Source organism: Neisseria sp. HMSC064E01 (genome assembly GCF_001808875.1).
In the GTDB taxonomy this organism is placed as follows: Bacteria; Pseudomonadota; Gammaproteobacteria; order Burkholderiales; family Neisseriaceae; genus Neisseria; species Neisseria sicca_A.
The window spans coordinates 12,088-34,271 of sequence record NZ_KV794950.1 but is presented as its reverse complement, the minus strand read 5'-3'; the positions used below and the strand labels follow the sequence as shown (position 1 = coordinate 34,271).

Annotated in this window: 17 protein-coding genes; 4 read left to right on the top strand and 13 right to left on the bottom strand. The window is 52.1% G+C overall.

The window, feature by feature from the left end; all coding sequences use genetic code 11:
- Positions 1 to 48: 48 nt before the first annotated feature.
- The 6 genes from ilvN to HMPREF2572_RS09425 all read right to left on the bottom strand — a co-directional run bounded on the left by ilvN (position 49) and on the right by HMPREF2572_RS09425 (position 6,435).
- Positions 49 to 540, bottom strand: a complete 492-nt coding sequence (gene ilvN / locus HMPREF2572_RS09450) for an acetolactate synthase small subunit (RefSeq protein WP_029609678.1) — start codon at positions 538 to 540, stop codon at positions 49 to 51.
- A gap of 11 nt (positions 541 to 551) precedes the next feature.
- Positions 552 to 2,279: a biosynthetic-type acetolactate synthase large subunit gene (gene ilvB, locus HMPREF2572_RS09445; protein WP_070498008.1), complete on the bottom strand. Its 1,728-nt coding sequence runs from the start codon at positions 2,277 to 2,279 to the stop codon at positions 552 to 554.
- A gap of 403 nt (positions 2,280 to 2,682) precedes the next feature.
- Positions 2,683 to 3,675, bottom strand: coding sequence for a Rieske 2Fe-2S domain-containing protein (locus tag HMPREF2572_RS09440; protein ID WP_070498004.1), 993 nt, complete (start codon positions 3,673 to 3,675; stop codon positions 2,683 to 2,685).
- Between the two features lie 80 nt (positions 3,676 to 3,755).
- Entirely contained in the window at positions 3,756 to 4,208 is a 453-nt protein-coding gene (locus tag HMPREF2572_RS09435) for a hypothetical protein (RefSeq protein ID WP_070498002.1), read from the bottom strand.
- Between the two features lie 33 nt (positions 4,209 to 4,241).
- Entirely contained in the window at positions 4,242 to 5,318 is a 1,077-nt protein-coding gene (locus tag HMPREF2572_RS09430; protein ID WP_246827798.1) for a GNAT family N-acetyltransferase, read from the bottom strand.
- Between the two features lies 1 nt (position 5,319).
- The gene (locus HMPREF2572_RS09425) at positions 5,320 to 6,435 is read right to left on the bottom strand and encodes an ATP-grasp domain-containing protein (protein WP_070497997.1); all 1,116 of its coding nucleotides are present in this window, start codon (positions 6,433 to 6,435) and stop codon (positions 5,320 to 5,322) included.
- Positions 6,436 to 7,429: 994 nt separating this feature from the next.
- On the opposite strand from HMPREF2572_RS09425, the gene HMPREF2572_RS09420 reads away from it, so the two are divergent.
- The 4 genes from HMPREF2572_RS09420 (at position 7,430) to HMPREF2572_RS09405 (ending at position 13,458) form a co-directional block, all read left to right on the top strand.
- Positions 7,430 to 8,782, top strand: coding sequence for an SLC45 family MFS transporter (locus HMPREF2572_RS09420; protein ID WP_070498046.1), 1,353 nt, complete (start codon positions 7,430 to 7,432; stop codon positions 8,780 to 8,782).
- 122 nt (positions 8,783 to 8,904) lie between these two features.
- The gene (locus tag HMPREF2572_RS09415) at positions 8,905 to 11,163 is read left to right on the top strand and encodes a glycoside hydrolase family 65 protein (protein WP_070497996.1); all 2,259 of its coding nucleotides are present in this window, start codon (positions 8,905 to 8,907) and stop codon (positions 11,161 to 11,163) included.
- Between the two features lie 12 nt (positions 11,164 to 11,175).
- Positions 11,176 to 11,841 (top strand): beta-phosphoglucomutase, encoded by a 666-nt coding sequence (gene pgmB / locus HMPREF2572_RS09410; protein WP_019270379.1) that lies wholly within the window; start codon positions 11,176 to 11,178, stop codon positions 11,839 to 11,841.
- A 117-nt stretch (positions 11,842 to 11,958) separates the two neighbouring features.
- Positions 11,959 to 13,458 (top strand): subtype B tannase, encoded by a 1,500-nt coding sequence (locus HMPREF2572_RS09405; RefSeq protein WP_070497995.1) that lies wholly within the window; start codon positions 11,959 to 11,961, stop codon positions 13,456 to 13,458.
- A gap of 417 nt (positions 13,459 to 13,875) precedes the next feature.
- On the opposite strand, the gene HMPREF2572_RS09400 is transcribed toward HMPREF2572_RS09405, so the two are convergent.
- From HMPREF2572_RS09400 to HMPREF2572_RS09365, 7 genes are all read right to left on the bottom strand, one after another.
- Positions 13,876 to 14,988, bottom strand: coding sequence for an ABC transporter permease (locus HMPREF2572_RS09400; protein ID WP_070497993.1), 1,113 nt, complete (start codon positions 14,986 to 14,988; stop codon positions 13,876 to 13,878).
- Positions 14,989 to 15,095: 107 nt separating this feature from the next.
- A complete protein-coding gene (locus tag HMPREF2572_RS09395; RefSeq protein WP_070497991.1) occupies positions 15,096 to 15,788 on the bottom strand; it encodes an aspartate/glutamate racemase family protein in 693 nt (230 codons plus the stop codon).
- A 37-nt stretch (positions 15,789 to 15,825) separates the two neighbouring features.
- Positions 15,826 to 16,176 carry an MmcQ/YjbR family DNA-binding protein gene (locus HMPREF2572_RS09390; protein WP_070497990.1) on the bottom strand — a complete coding sequence of 117 codons (351 nt, stop codon included), beginning with the start codon at positions 16,174 to 16,176 and terminating at the stop codon, positions 15,826 to 15,828.
- A gap of 79 nt (positions 16,177 to 16,255) precedes the next feature.
- The gene (locus tag HMPREF2572_RS15095) at positions 16,256 to 19,630 is read right to left on the bottom strand and encodes an ATP-binding cassette domain-containing protein (RefSeq protein ID WP_246827797.1); all 3,375 of its coding nucleotides are present in this window, start codon (positions 19,628 to 19,630) and stop codon (positions 16,256 to 16,258) included.
- Between the two features lie 90 nt (positions 19,631 to 19,720).
- The gene (locus HMPREF2572_RS09375; protein ID WP_070497988.1) at positions 19,721 to 20,755 is read right to left on the bottom strand and encodes an FRG domain-containing protein; all 1,035 of its coding nucleotides are present in this window, start codon (positions 20,753 to 20,755) and stop codon (positions 19,721 to 19,723) included.
- A gap of 65 nt (positions 20,756 to 20,820) precedes the next feature.
- On the bottom strand, positions 20,821 to 21,453 hold the full coding sequence (locus HMPREF2572_RS09370; RefSeq protein WP_246827796.1) for a hypothetical protein: 633 nt from the start codon (positions 21,451 to 21,453) through the stop codon (positions 20,821 to 20,823).
- A gap of 41 nt (positions 21,454 to 21,494) precedes the next feature.
- A complete protein-coding gene (locus HMPREF2572_RS09365) occupies positions 21,495 to 22,112 on the bottom strand; it encodes an SUKH-4 family immunity protein (RefSeq protein ID WP_070497986.1) in 618 nt (205 codons plus the stop codon).
- Positions 22,113 to 22,184: the final 72 nt, after the last annotated feature.

The window sequence follows — 22,184 nt, the reverse complement described above, 5'->3', positions numbered from 1 at the left end:
TTTTTGTTTTCAGACGACCCTAGATAGGTCGTCTGAAAACTGACGGTGTTAAATTTTCAAAATACGCTCGCCGCGGCCGATACCGGCTGCGCCTGTGCGTACGGTTTCCAAAATCTGGGCACGTCCGACAGTTTCGAGAAAAGAGTCGAGTTTGTCGGTAGAGCCTGTGATTTCGATGGTGTAGCTGCGGTCGGTTACGTCGATGATGCTGCCACGGTAGATTTCGGTCAGACGTAAAAATTCGTCGCGGTCTTTGCCGACGGCGCGGACTTTTACCAACATCAATTCGCGTTCGACAAAACGGCTTTCGTTCAAATCGACCACTTTGATCACCTCAATCAATTTATTGAGTTGTTTGGTGATTTGTTCGATGACTTGCTCGTCGCCGTGGGTAACGATGGTCATGCGCGAGAGGGTTTTGTCTTCGGTCGGGGCTACAGCCAAGGAGTCGATGTTGTAGTCGCGAGCGGAGAAGAGACCGACCACGCGGCTCATCGCGCCTGATTCGTTTTCCATCAGAACAGATAAGATATGTCGCATTGTCGTTCTCCTTACGCTTTCGGGTTTTCGCGCATATGCGGCGGCAGGACCATTTCGTCCAAACCTTTGCCGTTGCCGACCATGGGCAGCACGTTTTGTTTTTTATCGGTCAAGAAGTCCATAAATACCAAACGGTCTTTTTGTTTGACCGCTTCCAAAAGCGCGCCTTCAACATCGGATTTTTTGTCCACGCGGATGCCGATGTGTCCGTATGCTTCCGCTAGTTTGACGAAATCGGGCAGAGAATCGAAATAGGTTTCCGATTCGCGGTTGCCGTAATACAGCTCCTGCCATTGGCGAACCATGCCGAGGTAGCCGTTGTTGAGGGTAACGACGTTTACCGGAATGCGGTATTGGAAGCAGGTGGACAATTCTTGGATGTTCATCTGAATCGAACCTTCGCCGGTAATACAGAACACGTCTTGATCGGGAGCGGCGAGTTTCGCGCCCATCGCATACGGCAAACCTACACCCATCGTACCCAAGCCGCCGGAGTTAAGCCATTGGCGCGGGCGTTCGAACGGATAATATTGCGCTGCGAACATTTGGTGTTGCCCTACGTCCGAAGTGATGATGGCGGAGTTGTTGGTGATTTCGGCAAGTTTTTGCACGACGTATTGCGGTTTGATGATTTCGCTGTCGTTGTCAAACCACAGACAGTCTCGCGAACGCCATTCTTCGATGCTTTTCCACCATTTGTCTAAAGAATCGGACGCGGGAGTCGTATCTTGTTTACCCCACAAGCCGATCATTTCGGTCAACACGTTTTTCACGTCGCCGACAATCGGAATATCGACTTTGACGCGTTTGGCGATGCTGGACGGGTCAACATCAATATGAATGACTTTTTTGGCTTTTTCAAAAAATTTGGACGGAACGGATACGACACGGTCGTCAAAACGCGCGCCCACTGCCAACACAACATCTGCGTTTTGCATGGCAAGGTTGGCTTCGTAAGTACCGTGCATACCCAGCATACCCAAGAATTGGCGGTCGCTTGAAGGATATGCGCCCAAGCCCATCAGCGTACCGGTACACGGTGCCCCCATCATACGGACGAACTTCGTCAACTCTTCCGAAGCGTTGCCCAAGATTGCGCCGCCGCCGAAATAGACGATCGGACGTTTGGCAGAAGCCAACATTTGAACGGCTTTTTTAATCTGCCCGATATGACCTTGTACGACAGGTTGGTAAGAACGGATAAAGATGTCTTCCTGCGGATAGCTGAATTTCGCCATCGCCTGCGTTACATCTTTAGGAACATCGACCACGACAGGACCGGGACGGCCGCTGGCGGCGATTTGGAATGCTTTCTTGATGGTCTCGGCAAGCTCGTTGACATTGGTTACCAAGAAATTGTGCTTGACGCACGGACGGGTAATGCCGACCGTATCCACCTCTTGAAACGCATCCGTACCGATGAGCGAATTGCCGACCTGTCCGCTGATGACCACCATCGGAATCGAATCACTGTATGCGGTGGCAATGCCGGTCAACGCATTGGTCACGCCCGGTCCGGAGGTAACCAACGCAACGCCGACTTTGCCGCTGACGCGCGCATACGCATCTGCCGCGTGTACCGCCGCCTGCTCGTGGCGTGCCAGGATGTGTTTGAATTTATTGAGTTGGAAAATAGCGTCGTAGATTTCGATGACTGCGCCGCCCGGATAGCCGAAAACGTACTCTACACCCTCGGCTTTGAGACTTTGCACTATGATTTGTGCGCCTGATAATTGCATAATGACCTCTTTTATACGGCTTCAAACCAATAGGGGCAACCCGCCTCGCCACAGCACCTGTAATGCAAGCCCTCCAAGCAGCGGTTTAGGGTACGCGCATTGAAGAAACACGGCGACAGTCAGACTGTCCAATCAATTGGTATGAAACACAGAGTTTATGAATGAAAGAATGCAAACGATAACGCAAACCGTCTATTCAATCAAGACAAAATCTTTCATCTTTTAACATTATCCGAATACCGAAAAGATTGAGTATTGATTTTTATAAGATAAATATGTAAGCATTCAAAATATATTAATGAAAATTGTTGACAGTTTTTATAGAAAGGTCGTCTGAAAACCATTTTAAAGTGTTTTCAGACGACCCTCTGGCTGCCATTCTTCTCCTCTTGTTTCACATTCCCTATAAACTCATTTCTCCCGTTTTGTCTATTCCTTCAGGCATATTTTCCAAAAAGAGATGCAGCAAATGATCAATTACCAAATCATTGGTGGTGCTGCAATAGGGTCTATTCGCGTAATGTTCCTTGTGATGATGGTATTGGCTTTTGATAACGGCGGCATCTTGAACCATCAGACGTTCAAGAAACGGGCGGAACAGATGGAATTTGATCGGCAACGGGAAGCGGCTTTTAGGGAAATGGACACGGACATTCAAGCTCATGCTGCCCTTGTTTTGCGGAATAAAGAAGGCGGAAATCCGATATTCATGACTGTTTGGCGTGAAGTAATCGATACGCACCAGCCCCGGGAATGTAAATGCCGCATTGTTGACCGTAATGCCTTTGTCGAATAACTTGTTAATCAACCCGTTTTGCTGTTGATTGAGGCGATACTGCGTTACGAAACCGCGTTCGTGGTGGCTCTGGCTGATCTGCATACTTTGCTTGCCTTTGTTGCGCAGCAGTTTGGCATGGATATAGCGCGTATGGGTCGGATCGAGGAAGTTTTCGATGGCGTGGATAAAATCGCCTTCCATATATCGGACGGCATTGGCGGTTTCAAAACCTTCCGGCGCTTCAAAATCGGCATATGGTTCGAAAGGAATATCAGAAACCAAACAGACCCACACCCAATCGTCGTACTCTTGGCACGGAAACGTAGGAACATTCTCAGCTTCTTCACAAGCACACATCCCGCCGACAACAGTCAAAACTTTGCCTTGCGCGTCAAACTCCCAGCCGTGATAACAACATTGAAGCTTACCCGAAACGATTTTGCCCGCACTCAGCGGTACATGCCGATGCGGACAGCAATCATCCATACAGGCTGCTTGTCCGTTCAGCCGTACCAATACCAACTGTTGTCCCAACAATTCGCGATGAACGGGTTTGTCTTTAAGCTGCTTGCTCGGTATCAACGGATACCAAGCGCGTTTCATTTTTTCTATATTCATGGTTTGTGTCGTTTTATTTGATTGTTATGGCAAATCAACTTTTTTATGTTGATCCGCTGTTTTAAAGCTTAAGGCGCGGATTAACCCATGCAGCTCTTACGTTTATAAGGGCGGTAGGCTTTTCCATTAAAGCGGTAACGCGTTTCGGTGCAATATCCTGCATTGCCTTCTGTAACGGCGATATCGCGCAAGCCGTTATGTTGTTGCGGCAAGATATTGATTCCATAGCCTCCGTCTTCCAACAAGACCTCTGATTTGCCGCGTCCGCTGGATAGGATTTGAAATTCTGTCGATGCGCTGCCGCCCATTGTGCAGACTGCGACGAAATATTTAGCGTCCTTTTTCGGGGAAAGCGAAATAGGTGCAACAGCAAAATCACCGCATCCGTTTTGTATGGATTTGAACGCAGGCTCTACCTTTGCATCTGCGGAATATTGACGAAATGCCGGATTGCCCGACACTTCCAGCGATATCGTTTCAGCGGATGCAGCCGACGTGGCGGCAAGGCAAATGAGTAAAGCCGTTTTTTTCATGATGTACTCCGTGTTTTAAGTTCGATATTGTGTTTACAGTTTGTATTTGATTAGGATTTTTTTGTAATAGCCCTGACTCAATGCGTGTAACAGCTTCCAAATAAGCCGGCGCGCAGGTCGGAGATGGGATGTATAGACTGCCATGTATTCGATCTCAGGGACTGCGCCGCGTACTCTTTTGAAATCGGGCGCACCCGAACTGAAATTTAAAGGGACATCCGCTTCGATACAGGTTTGCATGGAACGCGTCATGCAGCGGCGGTATAGGGCATCACTTTGAGGCTTGGCGTCATCGTAGCCGACGATGGGCGAAGTAGCGGTATCGCTGTCGATGGCAACACCGGATACACCGGCACTTTCACCGGTTTCGCTGTCACGCAGTAGAAATAAATTCAAGATATCGCGCGATACGGCTTCGCGCATAAATTCAACGGTAAATTGTACGTTTTGCTTGGAATATTTGTGCAGATACAGACGGTTGTACCAATGCACCGCCGCTTCAAAATCCGCATCGGGGCTGTCGGCACTCAAACGCTCGAAAACATAACGCCCGTCATTGGATATCTTACGGTCGCGCTTGGTATTGGCTTTTGCCATGACTGCCTGCCAATCGTCCATGATATAAACCTGCCGCGTCACAATCATTTTCCAACCGAGCCGCTCCAGACGTTCAATCAAGTCCTTATGCTGGCGCGGATTGAGCGAACGGATAGACAACGCATGTTTCGGCCATTTTGCGACGGCGGTTTGGGTCAGCTTCGACATTGAGGTCGTCTGAAAAGACTCGGAGAAGCTATTGGTAGAGAGGCAATAATTGTTCAACGTCACCATGCGGTCGATTTGATTCAGCCGCAGCATACCGCTTAACGCCGACAACAAACCGGACGCAAGCATACGCTGCCCGACGGGCAACTTGACCAACTCGTCTTTCGCATAATCCACGATTGCCGAATGTGGCGACGCGGTAAAGCAGTTCGGTGTTATCCTGTCGATGACCGTGCAGGGAATATCCAAACCGCCGATATTCAAAATCTCGGCGCAGGCATTCATATTAGCGAACAGGCGTTGCAGCAGGATGTCTCGGAACAATGCCGCAAATTTATGGGACAAATCAGTTTTCATCGCCGTCAAACTCGATATCGAAAGTGCTGGCGCTGGTTAAAGGTTTATGGTGTCGGATTTTGCGCCACATCATTTCCCCCAATGCCAGCCATTGCGCATAAACAGGCAAATCGGCAATCACATCGTCCGCACGTTGGAAGTCCTGCCAAAGCTCAGACCATCTACCCTCTTTCCAAGCCTTGTAACCAAAAAGCAGCGGCAAGGTCGCGCCGACCCGTAAAGGCTTGGATGGCGCATTGTGTTCCCGTTGCTGCAAATCCCCTGCCCCATTAAATATCAAATCTTCACGTAAAAGATGCAGACCGCTGGTCGCGCGGGGATTGCATTCCAACACCCACAAATCTTTTCCGTCATCAATAAAATCAAAAGCCGCCTGTCCGTGATACGCGTTTTGCTCGGCAAATTTTGTCACAAATTCGTCCAAACGCGGATCGGAAAGCGGCTCGAAATAGGTTGATGCCGAATCGTTGAGCAGGTAGCGCGGGCGGTAGGCGGCATGCGCCAACACTCTGCCGTGTTCGCAAATCACATAATTACACAGCCCCTGCCCCGTAATAAAATCCTGCTGCACCCAAGGATAATCCGCAGTGATGTGAATATTTTTCAGACGACCTTCCGTTACGCCGCGTATTACGGAACGTCCGAAACGCGAATAAACAGGCTTCAATACCGTTTTCTTCACGCTGTCGCATTCGACTTCGCCGACCGACGTGATTCGGCGCGTAGCCGGAAAACGCACCGCCGTATCCTGCGGCATCCGCTCGAAAAAACGGAATTTGTCATGCAGGGTGAACAGCGTTTCATTATCCGGCATCCAACATTTGGCACGCTCCGACTCCGGCAAATCCAGCCTTGCCAAATAAAAAATATCTTCACAAGTCGGCACCACGCAATCCGCCTGCGCCACCAGTTCCGTCATGACACGCGCATAGCCGGCGAAATCCAAACGCGGCGCAGGAATGCGGCGGTACTCGCCTAATCCGGCAAAAATGCCGACCGGGAAACGCAGGCTGTCGCAAAACACAACCTGATGCCCACCGCGCTTGGCGAACCGCGCCCATTCCAACGCAACGGGCGCACGGGGAGAAGTGATGAGGATGTTCAATTTTGTCTTCCTGAAACGTTTGACTTTGCATCGATAATTTATGTCGTCAGAATGACAGTGTATCACATTGTCAAAAAAGGTCGTCTGAAAACGGGCTGAAACGTTTTCAGACGACCTAAATATTCCATTCAAATATTCCATCCAAGAAATCCCTACTGCCTCTCCGTTATAGTGGATTAACTTTAAATCAGGACAAGGCGACGAAGCCGCAGATAGTACATCAGGACAAGGCGACGAAGCCGCAGACAGTACAGATAGTACGGCAAGGCGAGGCACCGTCGTACTGGTTTAAAGTTAATCCACTATATCTTCTACGGAAATAGAACCAATCAGAATAAGGCTTGCAAGCCGTTTCTTTGCTTTTCCACCCAAACTTTGCGGATAGTCAACTATGGTACTTATAGCCACTTGCCAGCATGTATGTTTTAAAACATAATGACCCCGCTTATCTATACCAGATGCTTCACAACAACAATACCATCCCTCAGCAAATCGCGCCCACCCTACTCTTCCGACAACATCCCCTGCGCGTTTTTACTGATGACACGTTACTCAAAACCGTCTGAAAACAAATGTTTGAACGCTACGCTTTCTATCCGTGACAAGCGCAGAAAATGGTTTTACCCGACTGTTATCCAAGTGAGGACGCCTCCTCTTTAATTGAATTCCTTAAACAATTTCTTGCCGCTTCGCAGCCCGATGTCCTCTCCCAAACCGACTTCATCATAACGATGATTATGGTTTGACCGCTGCCTGCGTTACCGAAATTGCACCGATGGGGCTGAATTGCCCGAACTGTTGATTAAAAAATAGCTTAGTGTGATGTGGACATCAGGTCGTCTGAAACCGTCTTCTGTCTTCGTTTTCAGACGACCCCTGACCCGCGCGACTCAACATCATGCGCTGTCACAACACGCCCCTTTTTATCGGTATCCATCGCTCGATGATGTTTACCGAAACCGGTTTTATTACAAAAAAACGAAAGGACTACCTCATGTCGGACAATACGCAACCCACGCGGCAGGGCTTGCCCTCGCTGCCGAAAAGCACGATTTGGATGCTCAGTTTCGGTTTTCTCGGCGTTCAGACGGCCTTTACCCTGCAAAGCTCGCAGATGAGCCGCATCTTCCAGACGCTCGGCGCCGACCCGCACAGCCTCGGCTGGTTCTTTATCCTGCCGCCGTTGGCGGGGATGCTGGTGCAGCCGATTGTCGGCCATTACTCCGACCGCACATGGAAGCCGCGCTTGGGCGGCCGCCGCCTGCCGTATCTGCTTTACGGCACGCTGATTGCGGTCATCGTGATGATTCTGATGCCGAACTCGGGCAGCTTCGGTTTCGGCTATGCGTCGCTGGCGGCTTTGTCGTTCGGCGCGCTGATGATTGCGCTGTTGGACGTGTCGTCAAATATGGCGATGCAGCCGTTTAAGATGATGGTCGGCGACATGGTCAACGAAGAGCAGAAAAGCTACGCCTACGGGATTCAGAGCTTCTTGGCGAATACGGGCGCAGTTGTGGCGGCGATTCTGCCGTTTGTGTTTGCGTATATCGGTTTGGCGAATACTGCCGAGAAAGGCGTCGTGCCGCAGACCGTGGTCGTGGCATTTTATGTGGGCGCAGCGTTGTTGGTGATTACCAGCGCGTTCACGATTTTCAAAGTGAAGGAATACGATCCGGAAACCTACGCCCGCTACCACGGCATCGACGTGGCGGCAAATCAGGAAAAAGCCAACTGGTTCGAACTCTTGAAAACCGCGCCTAAAGCGTTTTGGACGGTCACTCTGGTGCAGTTTTTCTGCTGGTTCGCTTTCCAATATATGTGGACTTATTCCGCTGGCGCGATTGCGGAAAACGTCTGGCACACGACCGATGCGTCTTCCGTAGGCTATCAGGAAGCGGGCAACTGGTACGGTGTATTGGCGGCGGTGCAGTCGGTTGCGGCGGTGATTTGTTCGTTTGTATTGGCGAAAATCCCCAACCGATACCTCAAGGCGGGTTATTTCAGCTGCCTGGCTTTGGGCGCGCTCGGCTTTTTCTCCGTATTCTTCATCAGCAACCAATACGCGCTGGTGTTGTCTTACATCTTAATCGGTATTGCTTGGGCGGGCATCATCACTTATCCGCTGACGATTGTAACCAACGCCTTGTCGGGCAAGCATATGGGCACTTATTTGGGCTTGTTCAACGGCTCCATCTGTATGCCTCAGATTGTTGCTTCGCTGTTGAGCTTCATGTTGTTCCCGATGATGGGCGGTTTGCAGGCCAATATGTTCTTGGTAGGGGGCGTCGTCCTGCTGCTGGGCGCGTTTTCCGTGTTCCTGATTAAAGAAACACACGGCGGCGCATAATTTTCTTCATTTATCGGCAGGAGGGTCGTCTGAAACTTCTGCCGACGCTTTATTTGATTTAAGTAAGACGAACCGTATTTCAAAACGGTTTGCCATAAAACCATCAAAACAGGAGCTTTACGATGTATACAAGAATCATGGAAGTCAGCCCTTGGACGCTGCGTTCGGCAAAACTGGAAAAAGAACACAAACGGCTGCAAGAGAGCCTGACCAGCTTGGGCAACGGCTATATGGGTATGCGCGGCAGCTTTGAGGAAACCTATTCTGCCGACAGCCACTTGGGCACCTACATCGCCGGCGTGTGGTTCCCCGACAAAACCCGCGTCGGCTGGTGGAAAAACGGCTACCCCAAATATTTCGGCAAAGCCATCAACGCGCTCAATTTCAGTAAAGTCAGAATCTTTGTCGACGGGCAGGAAGTGGACTTGGCGAAAAACGACGTTGCCGGCTTCTCCGTCGAACTCGATATGCAGCACGGCGTGTTGCGCCGCTCGTTCACCGTATTCGGCGTGCGTTTCGATGTGTGCAAATTCCTGTCCGTCGCGCAAAAAGAGCTGGCGGTTATCCGCTGGGAAGCTGTGTCCGTTGACGGCAAAACCCACCAAGTCCGCATCGATTCCATCATCGACGCCGACGTGAAAAACGAAGATTCCAACTACGAAGAAAAATTCTGGCAGGTATTGGACAAAGGCGTTTCAGACGACCGCTCCTACATTGCCACCCAAACCGTCGCCAATCCCTTCGGCGTAGAGCAATTCATCGTCAACGCCGAGCAAACCTTCGCCGGCAGCTTCAAAGCCCTCGGCGGCAGCCAAACCGACTGGCAGGTCTCCAATTCTTTCGAAGCCGAAGTCGGCAGTACGCCCGAAACTTTTGAAAAACGCGTGATTGTTACCACCAGCCGCGATTATCAGGGCTTGGAAGCGGTGAAAGCCGCAGGCCGCGCCTTGTCGGAAAAAATCGCAGGCGTTGCGTTTGAAACCTTGCTGGACGCGCACAAAGCAGGCTGGCTGCACCGTTGGGAAATCGCCGACGTAGTCATCGAAGGCAGCGACGAAGCGCAGCAGGGTATCCGCTTCAACCTGTTCCAACTGTTCTCCACCTACTACGGCGAAGACGCGCGCCTGAACATCGGCCCGAAAGGCTTTACCGGCGAAAAATACGGCGGCGCGACCTATTGGGACACCGAAGCCTACGCCGTGCCGCTCTACCTCGCACTGGCGGAACCCGAAGTTACCCGCAACCTGCTGCAATACCGCCGCAACCAACTGCCGCAGGCGCAACACAACGCGCGCGAACAGGGCTTGGCGGGCGCACTCTATCCGATGGTAACGTTTACGGGCATTGAGTGCCACAACGAATGGGAAATCACCTTCGAGGAAATCCACCGCAACGGCGCGATTCCTTACGCCATCTACAACTACACCAACTACACCGGCGACGAAAGCTATCTTGCCAAAGAAGGCTTGGAAGTCTTGGTCGAAGTGTCCCGCTTTTGGGCGGACCGCGTCCACTTCTCCAAACGCAACGGCAAATACATGATTCACGGCGTAACCGGCCCGAACGAATACGAAAACAACATCAACAACAACTGGTACACCAACACCCTCGCCGCATGGGTATTGGACTACACCCGCGAAGCCCTGGCGAAATATCCGCGTCCGGATTTGAATGTGAGTGCCGCCGAGCTGGAAAAATGGGCGGACATCAGCGCCAATATGTACCGTCCGCATGACGAAGAACTCGGCGTATTCGTGCAACACGACGGCTTCCTCGACAAAGACATCCGCCCCGTGTCCGCGCTTTCGCCCGACGATTTGCCGCTCAACCAGAAATGGTCGTGGGACAAAATCCTGCGTTCGCCCTTCATCAAACAGGCGGACGTATTGCAAGGCATCTACTTCTTCGGCGACCGTTTCAACATGGACGAAAAACGCCGCAACTTCGACTTCTACGAACCGATGACCGTGCACGAAAGCTCGCTGTCGCCGTGTATCCACGCCATCCTCGCCGCCGAACTGGGCAAAGAAGAAAAAGCCGTGGAAATGTACCAGCGCACCGCCCGCCTAGACTTGGACAACTACAACAACGACACCGAAGACGGCCTGCACATCACCTCCATGACCGGCTCGTGGCTCGCCATCGTCCAAGGTTTCGCCCAAATGAAAACCTGGGGCGGCAAACTCAGCTTCGCACCGTTCCTGCCGAGTGCGTGGACAGGCTATGCCTTCCACATCAACTACCGCGGCCGTCTAATTAAAGTCGCCGTCGGCAAAGAAAACGTCGTCTTCACCCTGCTCAAAGGCGAGCCGCTCGAATTGCAGGTGTACGGCAAAGACATCACGCTTAACGGCAGCCATACCGCCGCGTTGGAAAAATAAGGAGGGCGAAAAATGACTTTTACCGCAGTCCTCTTTGACCTCGACGGCGTCATCACCGACACCGCCGAATACCACTACCGCGCATGGAAAAAGCTCGCCGAAGAACTGGGCATCAGTATCGACCGCAAGTTTAACGAGCAGCTCAAAGGCGTATCGCGCGACGATTCACTCAAACGCATCCTCGCGCACGGCGGCAAAACCGTCAGCGAAGCCGAGTTCGCCGAACTGACCCGCCGTAAAAACGACAACTACGTCGAGATGATTCAGGCGGTCAAACCCGAAGACGTGTACCCCGGCATTTTGCCGCTGCTGGAAGCATTGAGGGCAAACGGCAAAAAAATCGCCCTCGCGTCTGCCAGTAAAAACGGCCCGTTCCTGCTCGAACGCATGGGGCTGACCCACTTCTTCGATGCCGTCGCCGACCCTGCCGCCGTCGCGCATTCCAAACCCGCCCCCGACATCTTCCTCGCCGCTGCCGAGGGCGTGGGCGCGGACATCCGCCGCTGCATCGGCATTGAAGACGCCGCAGCCGGCGTCGCCGCCATCAAAGCCGCTGGCGCCTTGCCCATCGGCGTGGGCAAAGCCGAAGACTTGGGCAGCGACATCGCGCTGGTCTCCGGCACCGCCGAGCTGACCTACGCCTACCTGCAAAACGTGTGGGCACAGTCGGGCAGGTAAAGCGCGTCAGGTAAAGTGTTAAAGAGGTAAAAAGGTCGTCTGAAAACCAGAATTTTGGTTTTCAGACGACCTTTGTCTTAGCTATCATCGCTCCGTTACCCTTTCAGAAAGTACACCATGAATACGCTGAACAAAACACTGTTATCCGTTTCCGTCGCGCTGGGCTTAAACTCCTGCGCCAACGTCCAAACCGCCAAAACATACGACTTGGACTTTTCCAAACAGAAATACACCGAACAAAGCATCGAAGTGAACGGTCAGGCGGTTAAATTCCGCGCTTATGAAAACGTGGTTTACGTCCGCAATCCTGTCGATACCCGCTACGAAATCATCAATATTTACGTCCCCGAAGCCTATTACAACGGCGGTGAGATAGACGGCTTTACCGCCGAAACCGCACCGATTTTCCTGCCCAACCAAATCGGCGGCTATATGCCTGCCGAACCGGGCAAGCCTGCTTTAGAAGGCAAACGCGGCGAACCCGAAGACGGTCAAAAATCGCCGAACGCTGCTCTGACCGCCCTTTCCAAAGGCTACGTCGTCGCCTCCCCAGGCGCGCGCGGCAGAACGGAATCTACCGGCAAAGCACCCGCCGCCATCGTTGATTTGAAAGCCGCCGTCCGCTATCTGAAAGCCAACGACAAAGCCATGCCCGGCGATGCCGAAAAAATCATTTCCAACGGCACAAGCGCGGGCGGCGCGATGTCCGCCCTCTTAGGCGCAACAGCCGATCAAAAAGATTACGAAAACCACCTCAAAGCCTTAGGCGCGGCGGAAGGCAGCGACAAAGTTTTCGCCGTATCCGCCTACTGTCCGATTACTGACTTGGATCATGCCGATATGGCTTACGAATGGCAGTTCAACGGTATAAACGACTACAAAAAAATGAACATTTCCATGCTCGACTACCGCGTCAAACGCGAGCTGGTCGCAGGCACGCTGACCGATGACGAGAAAAAACTGTCCGACCTCCTCAAACCCCTATACCCTGCATACCTCAACAGCCTGAACCTGAAATCCCCTAAAGGCAAACCCCTGACACTGGACGCCCAAGGCAATGGCAGCTTTAAAAACCATATTGCCGGTTTAATTGCCCAATCCGCACAAGCCCAGCTTGATGCAGGCAAAGACCTGAGCGACCGCACTTGGCTGACCGTCCGCAACGGCAAAGTCGTTTCTGTCGATTTCGATGCCTATGCCAAAGCCGCCGGCCGCCAAAAAACACCGCCGGCCTTTGACGGCGTAGATTTAAGCGCAGGCGAAAACCAACTCTTCGGCACCAATACCGTCGACAAACGCCACTTTACCGCGTTCTCCATGCAACACAACACCGCCGCCAACGCCGAAATCGCAGATGAAGAAACCATCAAAATCATGAATCCGCTCAACTACATCGGCAAACCGGGTGCAAACCTGCCGCAAAACTGGCGCATCCGCGTCGGCACCAATGACCGCGACACCTCACTGGCAGTCTCCGCCATATTAGCCGCCAAGCTGCAAAACAACGGCTACACCGTCGATTACGCCTTGCCTTGGGATGTCGGACACGGCGGCGATTATGACTTGGACGAACTGTTTGCCTGGATGAAGCAAGTCAGCCTCAGCCCTGGGAAATAACGCTTATCCGACAAGCCAAAAGGTCGTCTGAAAACCAGAATCTTGGTTTTCAGACGACCTTTTGTTTCTCTTACACCCAGACAAAATTTGCCGCGACGGTTTCAGAGTGCGCGATCTCCTGTTGTAGTGAACTTTCAGAAGATTTTTTGCGAAACCTGAATGTAAGCCTCGGCTTACCGCCCTCTCCCTAACCCTCTCCCGCGGGGAGAGGGAACAAAATTGGCTGGAAATCCCAAAATGGCTGAGGTTCGGCATCCTCAATCCCTCTCTCACTGGAAGAAGGGACAAATTGGCTGGAAATCCCAAACACGGTTGGGTTTCGGTATCCTCAATCCCCTCTCCCCGTGGGAGAGGGTTAGGGAGAGGGCCGCGAACCGTCAGGTTTGCTTTTTAGCGATCGTTGGCTTGACGACCTCATCAACCCTGCCTCTCCAACATCCCTTGAAACCGCAATAATGCCAGCCATAAGAATCCTACGCCGATACAGCCCATGATCAGCATATGCCCCCAGACGATTTCAATCCCCGCGCCGCGGAACAGGATGTCTTGCGAAAACTTCACAAACTGCGTCAGCGGCCAATATTCGCTGATCAGTTGCGCCGCGTACGGTATGTTGCTGCGCGGGGATGCGCCGCCGGCAAACAGGTTCATCACGATATACACCGGCAGCATCAGCATACCGAACTGTCCCATCGTCGATGCGAACGTGGCAATCATGATGCCCAGCGATGCCACCGAAAACAGGAACAACGCCAGCCCTACCGCATAAAGCGGCACCGAGCCGATGAGCGGCACGCCTATGCTCAAATGCACGATAAACCACAGCGACGACAACGCCGCCACCCAAATCACGGCGGCATTTGCCAGCACTTTGCCCATCATCAGTTCGAACGCATTGACCGGCATCACCAGCAGATGCTCGATTGTGCCGCGTTCGCGTTCGCGGATAACCGCCGCCCCCGTCAATAAAATCAGCAACATACACGACATCGAGCCGATTTGCGAAGTCGGCATGAACCACGCGCTCTCGCCGTTGGGATTGTAATAAGTATTGATGACAGGGCTGATTAACTCCGGCCGCGTCACGCCGGTGAATTCGTAAATTTCGCGGTTGATAATTTGCGAAAGATAAGACGCGCCCACCCCCGCCTGCGTCATCGACGTCGCATCAACCAAAAGCTGCAAATCAGGATTGCGCCCTGCCGCCATGTCGCGCTGAAAATTGGGCGGTACTTCCAAAATAAAGGTGAACTCTCCCTTGTCCATCAATTCGTCCGAATCTTCGCGCCGCACGTCCTCTACCGGTTTGAAAAACGGATGCTGCACGGCATCGCGGATACGCATGGACAAAACCGAACGGTCTTGGTCGATGATGCCGACAGTTGCGTTTTTCAAATCCGCGCCGACCTGCGCCATCTGATAAATCGTGGCGGTGAAGATATACACAATCAGCACCATCAGCACCGGATCAGTCAGCACGCTGCGGAACTCCTTGAGCATCAGGGTCAGAATGTTTTTCAGGGTACGCATGGGGGTTCCTGTTGGTGGGTTGTATTGTCAAAGGCCGTCTGAAAAACCGTCCGGCTGTTTTTTCGGCTTTACAGCCTGTTCCTTTAAACAAAACGGCGTTTGCCGCGTTACTCCGCCAGCGCCGCATCCACTGCCGCAAGCGCATGGATGGCGGTGCTGTCGAACACGGGCTGCGGGCTGTCGGTTTCGTTCACAAGCAGGCAGATTTCGGTGCAGCCGAGTATCACGCCCTGCGCGCCTTCGTTTTTCAGACGGCCTATCACGTCGTAAAAATAGCGGGCGGATTCGGGGTGGATGCGGTTCAGGCACAGTTCGTCAAAAATAATGCGGTGGATTTCGTCTTGTTCGGCAGCGGTCGGAACTATGGTTTGTACGCCCTGCGAAACCATGCGCTCAGTGTAAAAACCGTCGCTCATGGTAAAGCGCGTACCGAGCAGGCCGACGGCGGACAAGCCTTGCCGTTTGATGGCGGCAGCGGTGGCATCGACGACGTGCAGCAAGGGGATGCCGGCCGCCTGTTCGATGGCGGGAGCGACTTTGTGCATGGTGTTAGTGGCGAGCAGCAAAAAATCCGCGCCGCCCGCTTCGAGCTTCCGCGCGCTTTGCGCCAACACGTTTCCCGCCGCCGCCCAATCGCCGCTTTTCTGCAAACGGACGATTTCTTCAAAATCCACGCTGTCGAGTAGGATTTTGGCGCTGCGGTTGCCGCCCAAGCGGCGGTTGGTTTCGCGGTTGATGATTTGGTAGTAGAGCACGGTGCTTTCGGGACTCATGCCGCCGATGATGCCTATGTTTTTCATGTTTTTCCTTTCGTTTGATGTGTGAAGTTAATCAATCCTAGCGCGTCAGCACGAAGCTGTCGTCTATCAGCCGCCACACGTTTTCTGCGGGCGTTTGCGCTAATACGATGCTCAACCAGTGTTCTTTGTTCATGCGGTAGGCGGGCAGGATGCCTGCCGTCGCGCGCCATGCGCCGATGTGTTCCGGGCGGCATTTGACGTTGACGATTTCCGTCAGACCGCCCTCGCCCATGCCCAGTTTTTCAGACGGCACGGGCATATAAAGGCAGAACCATTTGCGGTTGCCCGTGTGACGGAACACGGCAAAGTCGGGAGATTTCGCCCACGGATATTCTGCCGCCGCGCCGTAGCGTTCGGCCAGTCCGTCAAACAGAGTTATTCGGTTCATGGCGTTTCTTTCTTTAATAGTGGGTTAAGGTTCGGGGTGGACATCCATACGCGCCTGCTGAGTTTTCAGACGACCTCTCTCACTTCTCCTGTTTCTTCAACAACACGCACGCCAAAATCAGGCTGGTGGCGGCAAAGGCGGCGATGGCGGCGTATTCGTGCAGCAGGTCGGCGGTGTGCAGCCCTTTGGTGAAGCTGCCGACGCTGACGGTGTAGTACCACGACGACGGGAAGGTTTTGCCGATAACCAACGCGCCGCCTTCCATGGTGGACAGCGGGTAGAGAAAGCCGGAATAGGTTTGCGCGGGGATCATGGTGATGATGGCGGTGGCGAAGATGGCGGCAAGCTGGGAGCGCACGAAGCAGGAAATCAACAGCCCCAGCGCGGTGCTGGCGGACACCATCAAGAGCGTGCCGACGGCAAGTCCGGCAAACGAGCCTTTGAGCGGCACGCCGAACAGGTAAATAATCATCAGCATCATGGCGGCGAAATTGACCATGCCGACGGCGATATAGGGAAGCTGTTTGCCGATCAGATATTGCGCCACGGCGGCGGGCGATGCGTAGAAATTGGCGATGGAACCGATTTCGCGTTCGCGCACCACGCCGACCGCCGACATCATGGCGGGTATCATCATCAACACCAGCATCATCACGCCCGGGGCGATGGCGTTGATGCTGTTGAAATCCTGATTGTACATAAAGCGCGGTTCGATGCCGGCGGGGGCTTTGAGCGAAACGGGCAGCCCACTTTCGGCGATGCGGTCTTTGGTGTAGGCGGTGATCAGGCTGCCGATGTAGCCGCGGATGTTGGTGGCGTTAAACGGCATGGAGCCGTCCACATAAAACCCGACTTCGGGTTTGAGTCCGCGCGCCAAATCGCGCCCGAAACCGCTCGGAATATCGATAACCAATATGGCGCCGGAGCTTTTGAGCACGGTGTCGATTTCGGCTTCGGACTGTATCGGCGGCTGTTGGAGGAAGTAGCGCGAACCGTCGAAATATTCGACCAGCTCGCGGCTGGCGGCGGTTTGGTCGCGGTCGTAAACGGCGAATTTCAGATTCCGCACGTCAAACGAAATCCCCCACGATACCGACGCCATGATAATCAACGGACCGAACACGGCGAAAAACAGGCGGATTTTGTCGCGCAGGAGCTCTTTGGCTTCGCGGCGGGCGAAAGTCCAAATCATGGAGAAGCGGTATTTGAAGTTTTGGGTGTTTGGGTTGTCTCGTAGGGTGTTTGGGTTGTCTCGTAGGGTGTGTGAACTTGGTTCACGCACGCCGTTTTGGGTTTCAGACGACCCCATATCTTTTCCTTGAAGGTCGTCTGAAAAATCAGCTGCCGTAGCTGTAGCCGAATCCAAAGACGTTGTTGGGTCTTGACCCAACCTACCTTTTTCGAAATGCACGCCGTCTGTATTTTGACGAAACTCGCTTTGTTCACTTTCAGACGACGTTTCGTTTTGCTCATACAGGTCGTCTGAAAAATCAACCACCGTAGGTTGGGTCGCGACCCAACTTCCCGAATCTGAAGGAATCGTTGGGTCTTGACCCAACCTACCTTTTTCGGAATGCACGCCATCTGTGTTTTGGCGAAACTCGCTTTGTTCGTTTTCAGACGACGTTGCGTTTTGTTTATACAGGTCGTCTGAAAAATCAGCCACCGTAGCCGTAGGTTGGGTCGAGACCCAACTTGTCGAATCCGAAAGCATTGTTGGGTCTTGACCCAACCTGCCCTGTTCGAAATGCACGCCGTCTGTATTTTGGCGGAACTCGCTTTGTTCACTTTCAGACGACCTTGCGCTTTGTTCACACAGGTCGTCTGAAAAATCAGCCGCCGTAGCCGTAGGTTGGGTCGAGACCCAATCTGTCGAATCCGAAAGCATTATTGGGTCTTGACCCAACCTACCCTGTTCGGAATGCCCGTCATCCGATTCCGCTTCAATCAGATACTGTACAAACGCTTCTTCCAAATCCGGCGCATTCTGCCTTGCCGCCAGTTCGGCGGGCGTGCCCACCGCCAGCACGCGGCCTTTGTGCATAAAGGAAATGCGGTCGCAGCGGGCGGCTTCGTTCATAAAGTGGGTCGAAACGAAAATGGTGATTTTGTCTTCGCGGGAGAGTTTCAGAAGATGCCGCCAGAACATATCGCGCGCGGCGGGATCGACCCCCGAAGTCGGTTCGTCCAGAATCAATACTTCAGGGTGATGCAAGCAGGCGGCGGCAAGTTGCAGACGTTGGCGGATGCCCAGCGGCAGCGATGCGGGCGCGGTGTCGGCAACGTCCGCCAAATCAAACTGTTGCAGGGCCTCTTCCACCGCCGCCGCGCCTTTAGCGCCCATCTGGTAGAGTCTGGCGTGCAAATCCAGATTGCGGCGCACGCTCAACTCTTCATACAGCGAAAACGCCTGCGACATATAGCAGACGCGCATTTTCGTATCCAAGCCGCCCGCGTCTATCGGCTTGCCCAACAGCGTGGCGTCGCCTTCGGTCGCTTCCAGCAGGCCGGTCAGCATTTTCATGGTGGTGGACTTGCCGCAGCCGTTGCTGCCGAGAAAGCCGAAAATCTCACCTTTTTGAATGGTAAAGCTGACATGGTCCACAGCGGTGAAATCGCCGAAACGCTTGGTCAGCCCGTGTGCTTCCATAGCGGGCGGCGCATCGGGATCGGGGACGAACGGCGTAATGTCCAAACCGCCCGAACCCTGCTGCTTCTCCGGCGGCAGCATTTTGACGTAAGCCTCTTCCAACACATCGGTGCCGTAATCCGCCAACACATTGGCGGTAGGCTTGTTTTCCAGCAGCCTGCCCGCGTCCATCGCCAGCAGCCGCTCGAAACGCTGCGCCTCTTCAATATAGGCGGTCGCTACAATCACGGTCATGCCCGCGTGTTCCCGCCGCAAATCGTCCACCAACGCCCAAAACTGGCGGCGTGACAAAGGGTCCACACCCGTGGTCGGTTCGTCTAGAATCAGCAAATCCGGACTGTGGACCAGCGCGCAGCACAAACTCAGCTTCTGCTTCATCCCGCCCGATAGCTTGCCCGCCGCCCTGCCGGAAAACGGCGCAAGGCGGGTCGCCTCCATCAGCCGCGCAATCTGCCGCGTGCGTTCCTGCCCGTCCAAACCAAACAGCCGCGCATGGAAATCGATATTTTCATACACCGACAAGGTAGGATACAGGTTGCGCCCCAAACCCTGCGGCATAAAGGCGATGCGGTGCGACAAATCCCGCCGCACGTCCTTGTCCGCCATATCGCCGCCCAACACTTCCACCCGTCCGTCCTGAATCACCTTCACGCCCGCCATCAGCGAGAGCAGCGTCGATTTGCCCACACCGTCCGGCCCGATCAAACCGACCGTCGCGCCTTTCGGAATGTCCAGCGACACATCGTCAAGCGCAAGGGTCTTGCCGTAGCGGTGGGAAAGGTTTTGGATGGAAACGGTGTTCATGATGCAACCTTTTTGCAGAAAACGGGATTTCAGACGACCTTAACTATTATTTAGTAAAAATCATTGCAAAACTGTCAGTGGAAACTCATCTCAACGATTTTCCCCATGCTTTTTAGGTTTGTATTGAGACATAATTTCTTCTGCTTGAGATTCCAATTCCGGAAACAAAGTTTTTTTACTGATACCAAAAGATTTCAATTCCTCCATAATGGATTCTTTATTTCTGACAATAAATTTCTGACCATTTTTCGCTTTACGCTGCCATCCGTTAGGAATAGATGCAGGTCTCAACTTATTATTGCTGATACCAAATAGTAGAAAACAACCTTGCTGACGAGAAATACGGGCGTTATTCAATTTGGCACGGACACAAAGAACACGAACAAAGTCAGAAAATTCAATAACTGGACGAAAGCTAGGTTTGTCTGTCCGTATATCGTGAATCAACGCAGCAATTTCTTTTTGCTCATTAAATGCAATTTTTTCTAAATCACTATATTTCGTATTTTCCATCTCTTTTAAGCAAAATAGTAAGTCCTCAAGAATTTCATCTTTATGATTTTTTGTTTCAATTTTTTTTCTATAAGATCTAAGAACATCTTTTTTAAAAAAATCTTCTATATACTTAATCCGAGCTGGCAATTCAGTATCCTGCAAACATTTATGTAAATCAAAAGTTTCTGGCTGCAATGAAAGCGCCGACAAAACCGCTACTGTATCACTATCCCCATATTTCACTTCCTCATCGGGAATATCTAAAATAATCAACTCCCCATCTTTATCATGATGCTCTTTATTCCGTGCTGCAAAGCATAGGGCAATCAACGCATTGGCAGTTAAATCCAATAAACGTGTGGCATATCCGTAGTGCTGCAACTTTACTAATTTTTCAAATAAAGTATTGTCAGGGGAAAAGTCATCGGGGCAATTAGTAAACGTGTCTTTAATAATTTTATGTTCATTTTCAATTAAATACTCGCAACCTTCCCGATAAATGCCCGGCAACATACGCCACCGTACATCCGCCTGCCCTCGGAAAAAACGGGTATGCCCCTGCTTTGGCTCTCCAATCTCTTTTAAAATTTCAAGCAAATCACTGACACTGCTAATTTCATGACTACACATTTTTCATCCTTAATAAACCTCAGCCTAACTTTAAGTAAAAAAGTTAAATTTCTCGTACCACATCTTTAAAAGCTTGTTCCCGGCCTTGCGCAATAGTTTGCCATAAGTTTTTTGGTTTGGCGGATGCCGTCTTTTTCCTCATGACCGATATGGTAAACCTCAATATCGCATCCCTCTTCCTCTGACAGATAACGGACTTCATAAGCCTCGCCTGCCTTCGGTGTGAAAGAAGCGGCGACTCGACAACTATAATGTTGATTTCTCGTTTGAGACGAAAATGCACCGTCCAAAACCACAGGCTGATTCGCCGATACGACCATCTCGCGATAAGAATCACGGAAAACGAATCCGGTGTCTTTTTCTGTTTTACGGCTCAACTCGGTAGGCGGAATACCGATCGAAATATTCCTAACCTTACGCGGCAATCCGTTGACAAAACGACGGTTTACCGCGTTCCGTTTTGTTCCCTCCCATTTTGCGCAGTCCGTTTCAGGATATATGCGGATCAAATCCGAACCGTATGAACCATACGAGCGGATTTGTGCCTGACTGTCCGGATCAAAAGCAACGTTTTTCTTTACAACCTGACTCTGCATCGAGCCACACGCCGACAACAGTAAAATAGAACCCAAAAGTAAAACTGATTTCATTATTTTCTCCAAATTTTCAAAATACAATTGTTGATAAACAAGATTCAAGCGTAGTCGGTTATCCCGAAAAGGTCGTCTGAAAAACCGTTCTAACTGTTTTCAGACGGCCTCTCGACCTCCAGATAACGATGCTCCGGCATACCGACATCCCGCGTAACCGGATTATCCATCAATGGAAAAAAGCCGTCCTCCAGCTCATACAGCAGCAACCCCCAAAAAGCATCTTCCGCAGCCGCTTCAGAATCAGCTTGCTCCAGCCAACGGATCAAGTTTTCGGCTATCTCTCCATCTTTTGGCAACCCGCCTTTCACAACAAAGCCCGACTTGAGCTGAAACACCGCCGCCATCAAACGGCAGTAAGTTTGCACAAACAAATCCAAACTGCTGCCGGCAAACACCAGTTCCTTCTCCCAATCATTTTCCGCTTCGGGCGAATACAGCCACACCCGACCGTCCGCACCAACGACAAAATAAGCACCGCCGTAACCATACTTACCAAAACAGCGCGCCTCGCCAAGCGGTGTATCGATAGACACCGTTTCATCGGAAAAGCGGACGAAATAAAAACGGGCGGGCGGATAGTCTGTCAAAAGCGCAATCACATCGCGACAATAATCTTCAAGCGACGCCTTCTTACCCGAAACATAATCGGCAGGACGGCATATCGCAATACCGTCAGCGGTTAAAGCCCGGTGCAAATCAAACATACGGTTTCCTTGTTTTCAGACGACCTCATGTCATCGAATGCAACGACAAACATCGCCTTATTTATCTAAAGG

Coding starts and splice junctions, on each gene's coding strand:
- ilvN (WP_029609678.1), bottom strand. CDS start 540: ATGCGACATATCTTATCTGTTCTGATGGAAAACGAATCAGGCGCGATG.
- ilvB (WP_070498008.1), bottom strand. CDS start 2,279: ATGCAATTATCAGGCGCACAAATCATAGTGCAAAGTCTCAAAGCCGAG.
- HMPREF2572_RS09440 (WP_070498004.1), bottom strand. CDS start 3,675: ATGAATATAGAAAAAATGAAACGCGCTTGGTATCCGTTGATACCGAGC.
- HMPREF2572_RS09435 (WP_070498002.1), bottom strand. CDS start 4,208: ATGAAAAAAACGGCTTTACTCATTTGCCTTGCCGCCACGTCGGCTGCA.
- HMPREF2572_RS09420 (WP_070498046.1), top strand. CDS start 7,430: ATGTCGGACAATACGCAACCCACGCGGCAGGGCTTGCCCTCGCTGCCG.
- HMPREF2572_RS09415 (WP_070497996.1), top strand. CDS start 8,905: ATGTATACAAGAATCATGGAAGTCAGCCCTTGGACGCTGCGTTCGGCA.
- pgmB (WP_019270379.1), top strand. CDS start 11,176: ATGACTTTTACCGCAGTCCTCTTTGACCTCGACGGCGTCATCACCGAC.
- HMPREF2572_RS09405 (WP_070497995.1), top strand. CDS start 11,959: ATGAATACGCTGAACAAAACACTGTTATCCGTTTCCGTCGCGCTGGGC.
- HMPREF2572_RS09400 (WP_070497993.1), bottom strand. CDS start 14,988: ATGCGTACCCTGAAAAACATTCTGACCCTGATGCTCAAGGAGTTCCGC.
- HMPREF2572_RS09395 (WP_070497991.1), bottom strand. CDS start 15,788: ATGAAAAACATAGGCATCATCGGCGGCATGAGTCCCGAAAGCACCGTG.
- HMPREF2572_RS09390 (WP_070497990.1), bottom strand. CDS start 16,176: ATGAACCGAATAACTCTGTTTGACGGACTGGCCGAACGCTACGGCGCG.
- HMPREF2572_RS15095 (WP_246827797.1), bottom strand. CDS start 19,630: ATGAACACCGTTTCCATCCAAAACCTTTCCCACCGCTACGGCAAGACC.
- HMPREF2572_RS09375 (WP_070497988.1), bottom strand. CDS start 20,755: ATGTGTAGTCATGAAATTAGCAGTGTCAGTGATTTGCTTGAAATTTTA.
- HMPREF2572_RS09365 (WP_070497986.1), bottom strand. CDS start 22,112: ATGTTTGATTTGCACCGGGCTTTAACCGCTGACGGTATTGCGATATGC.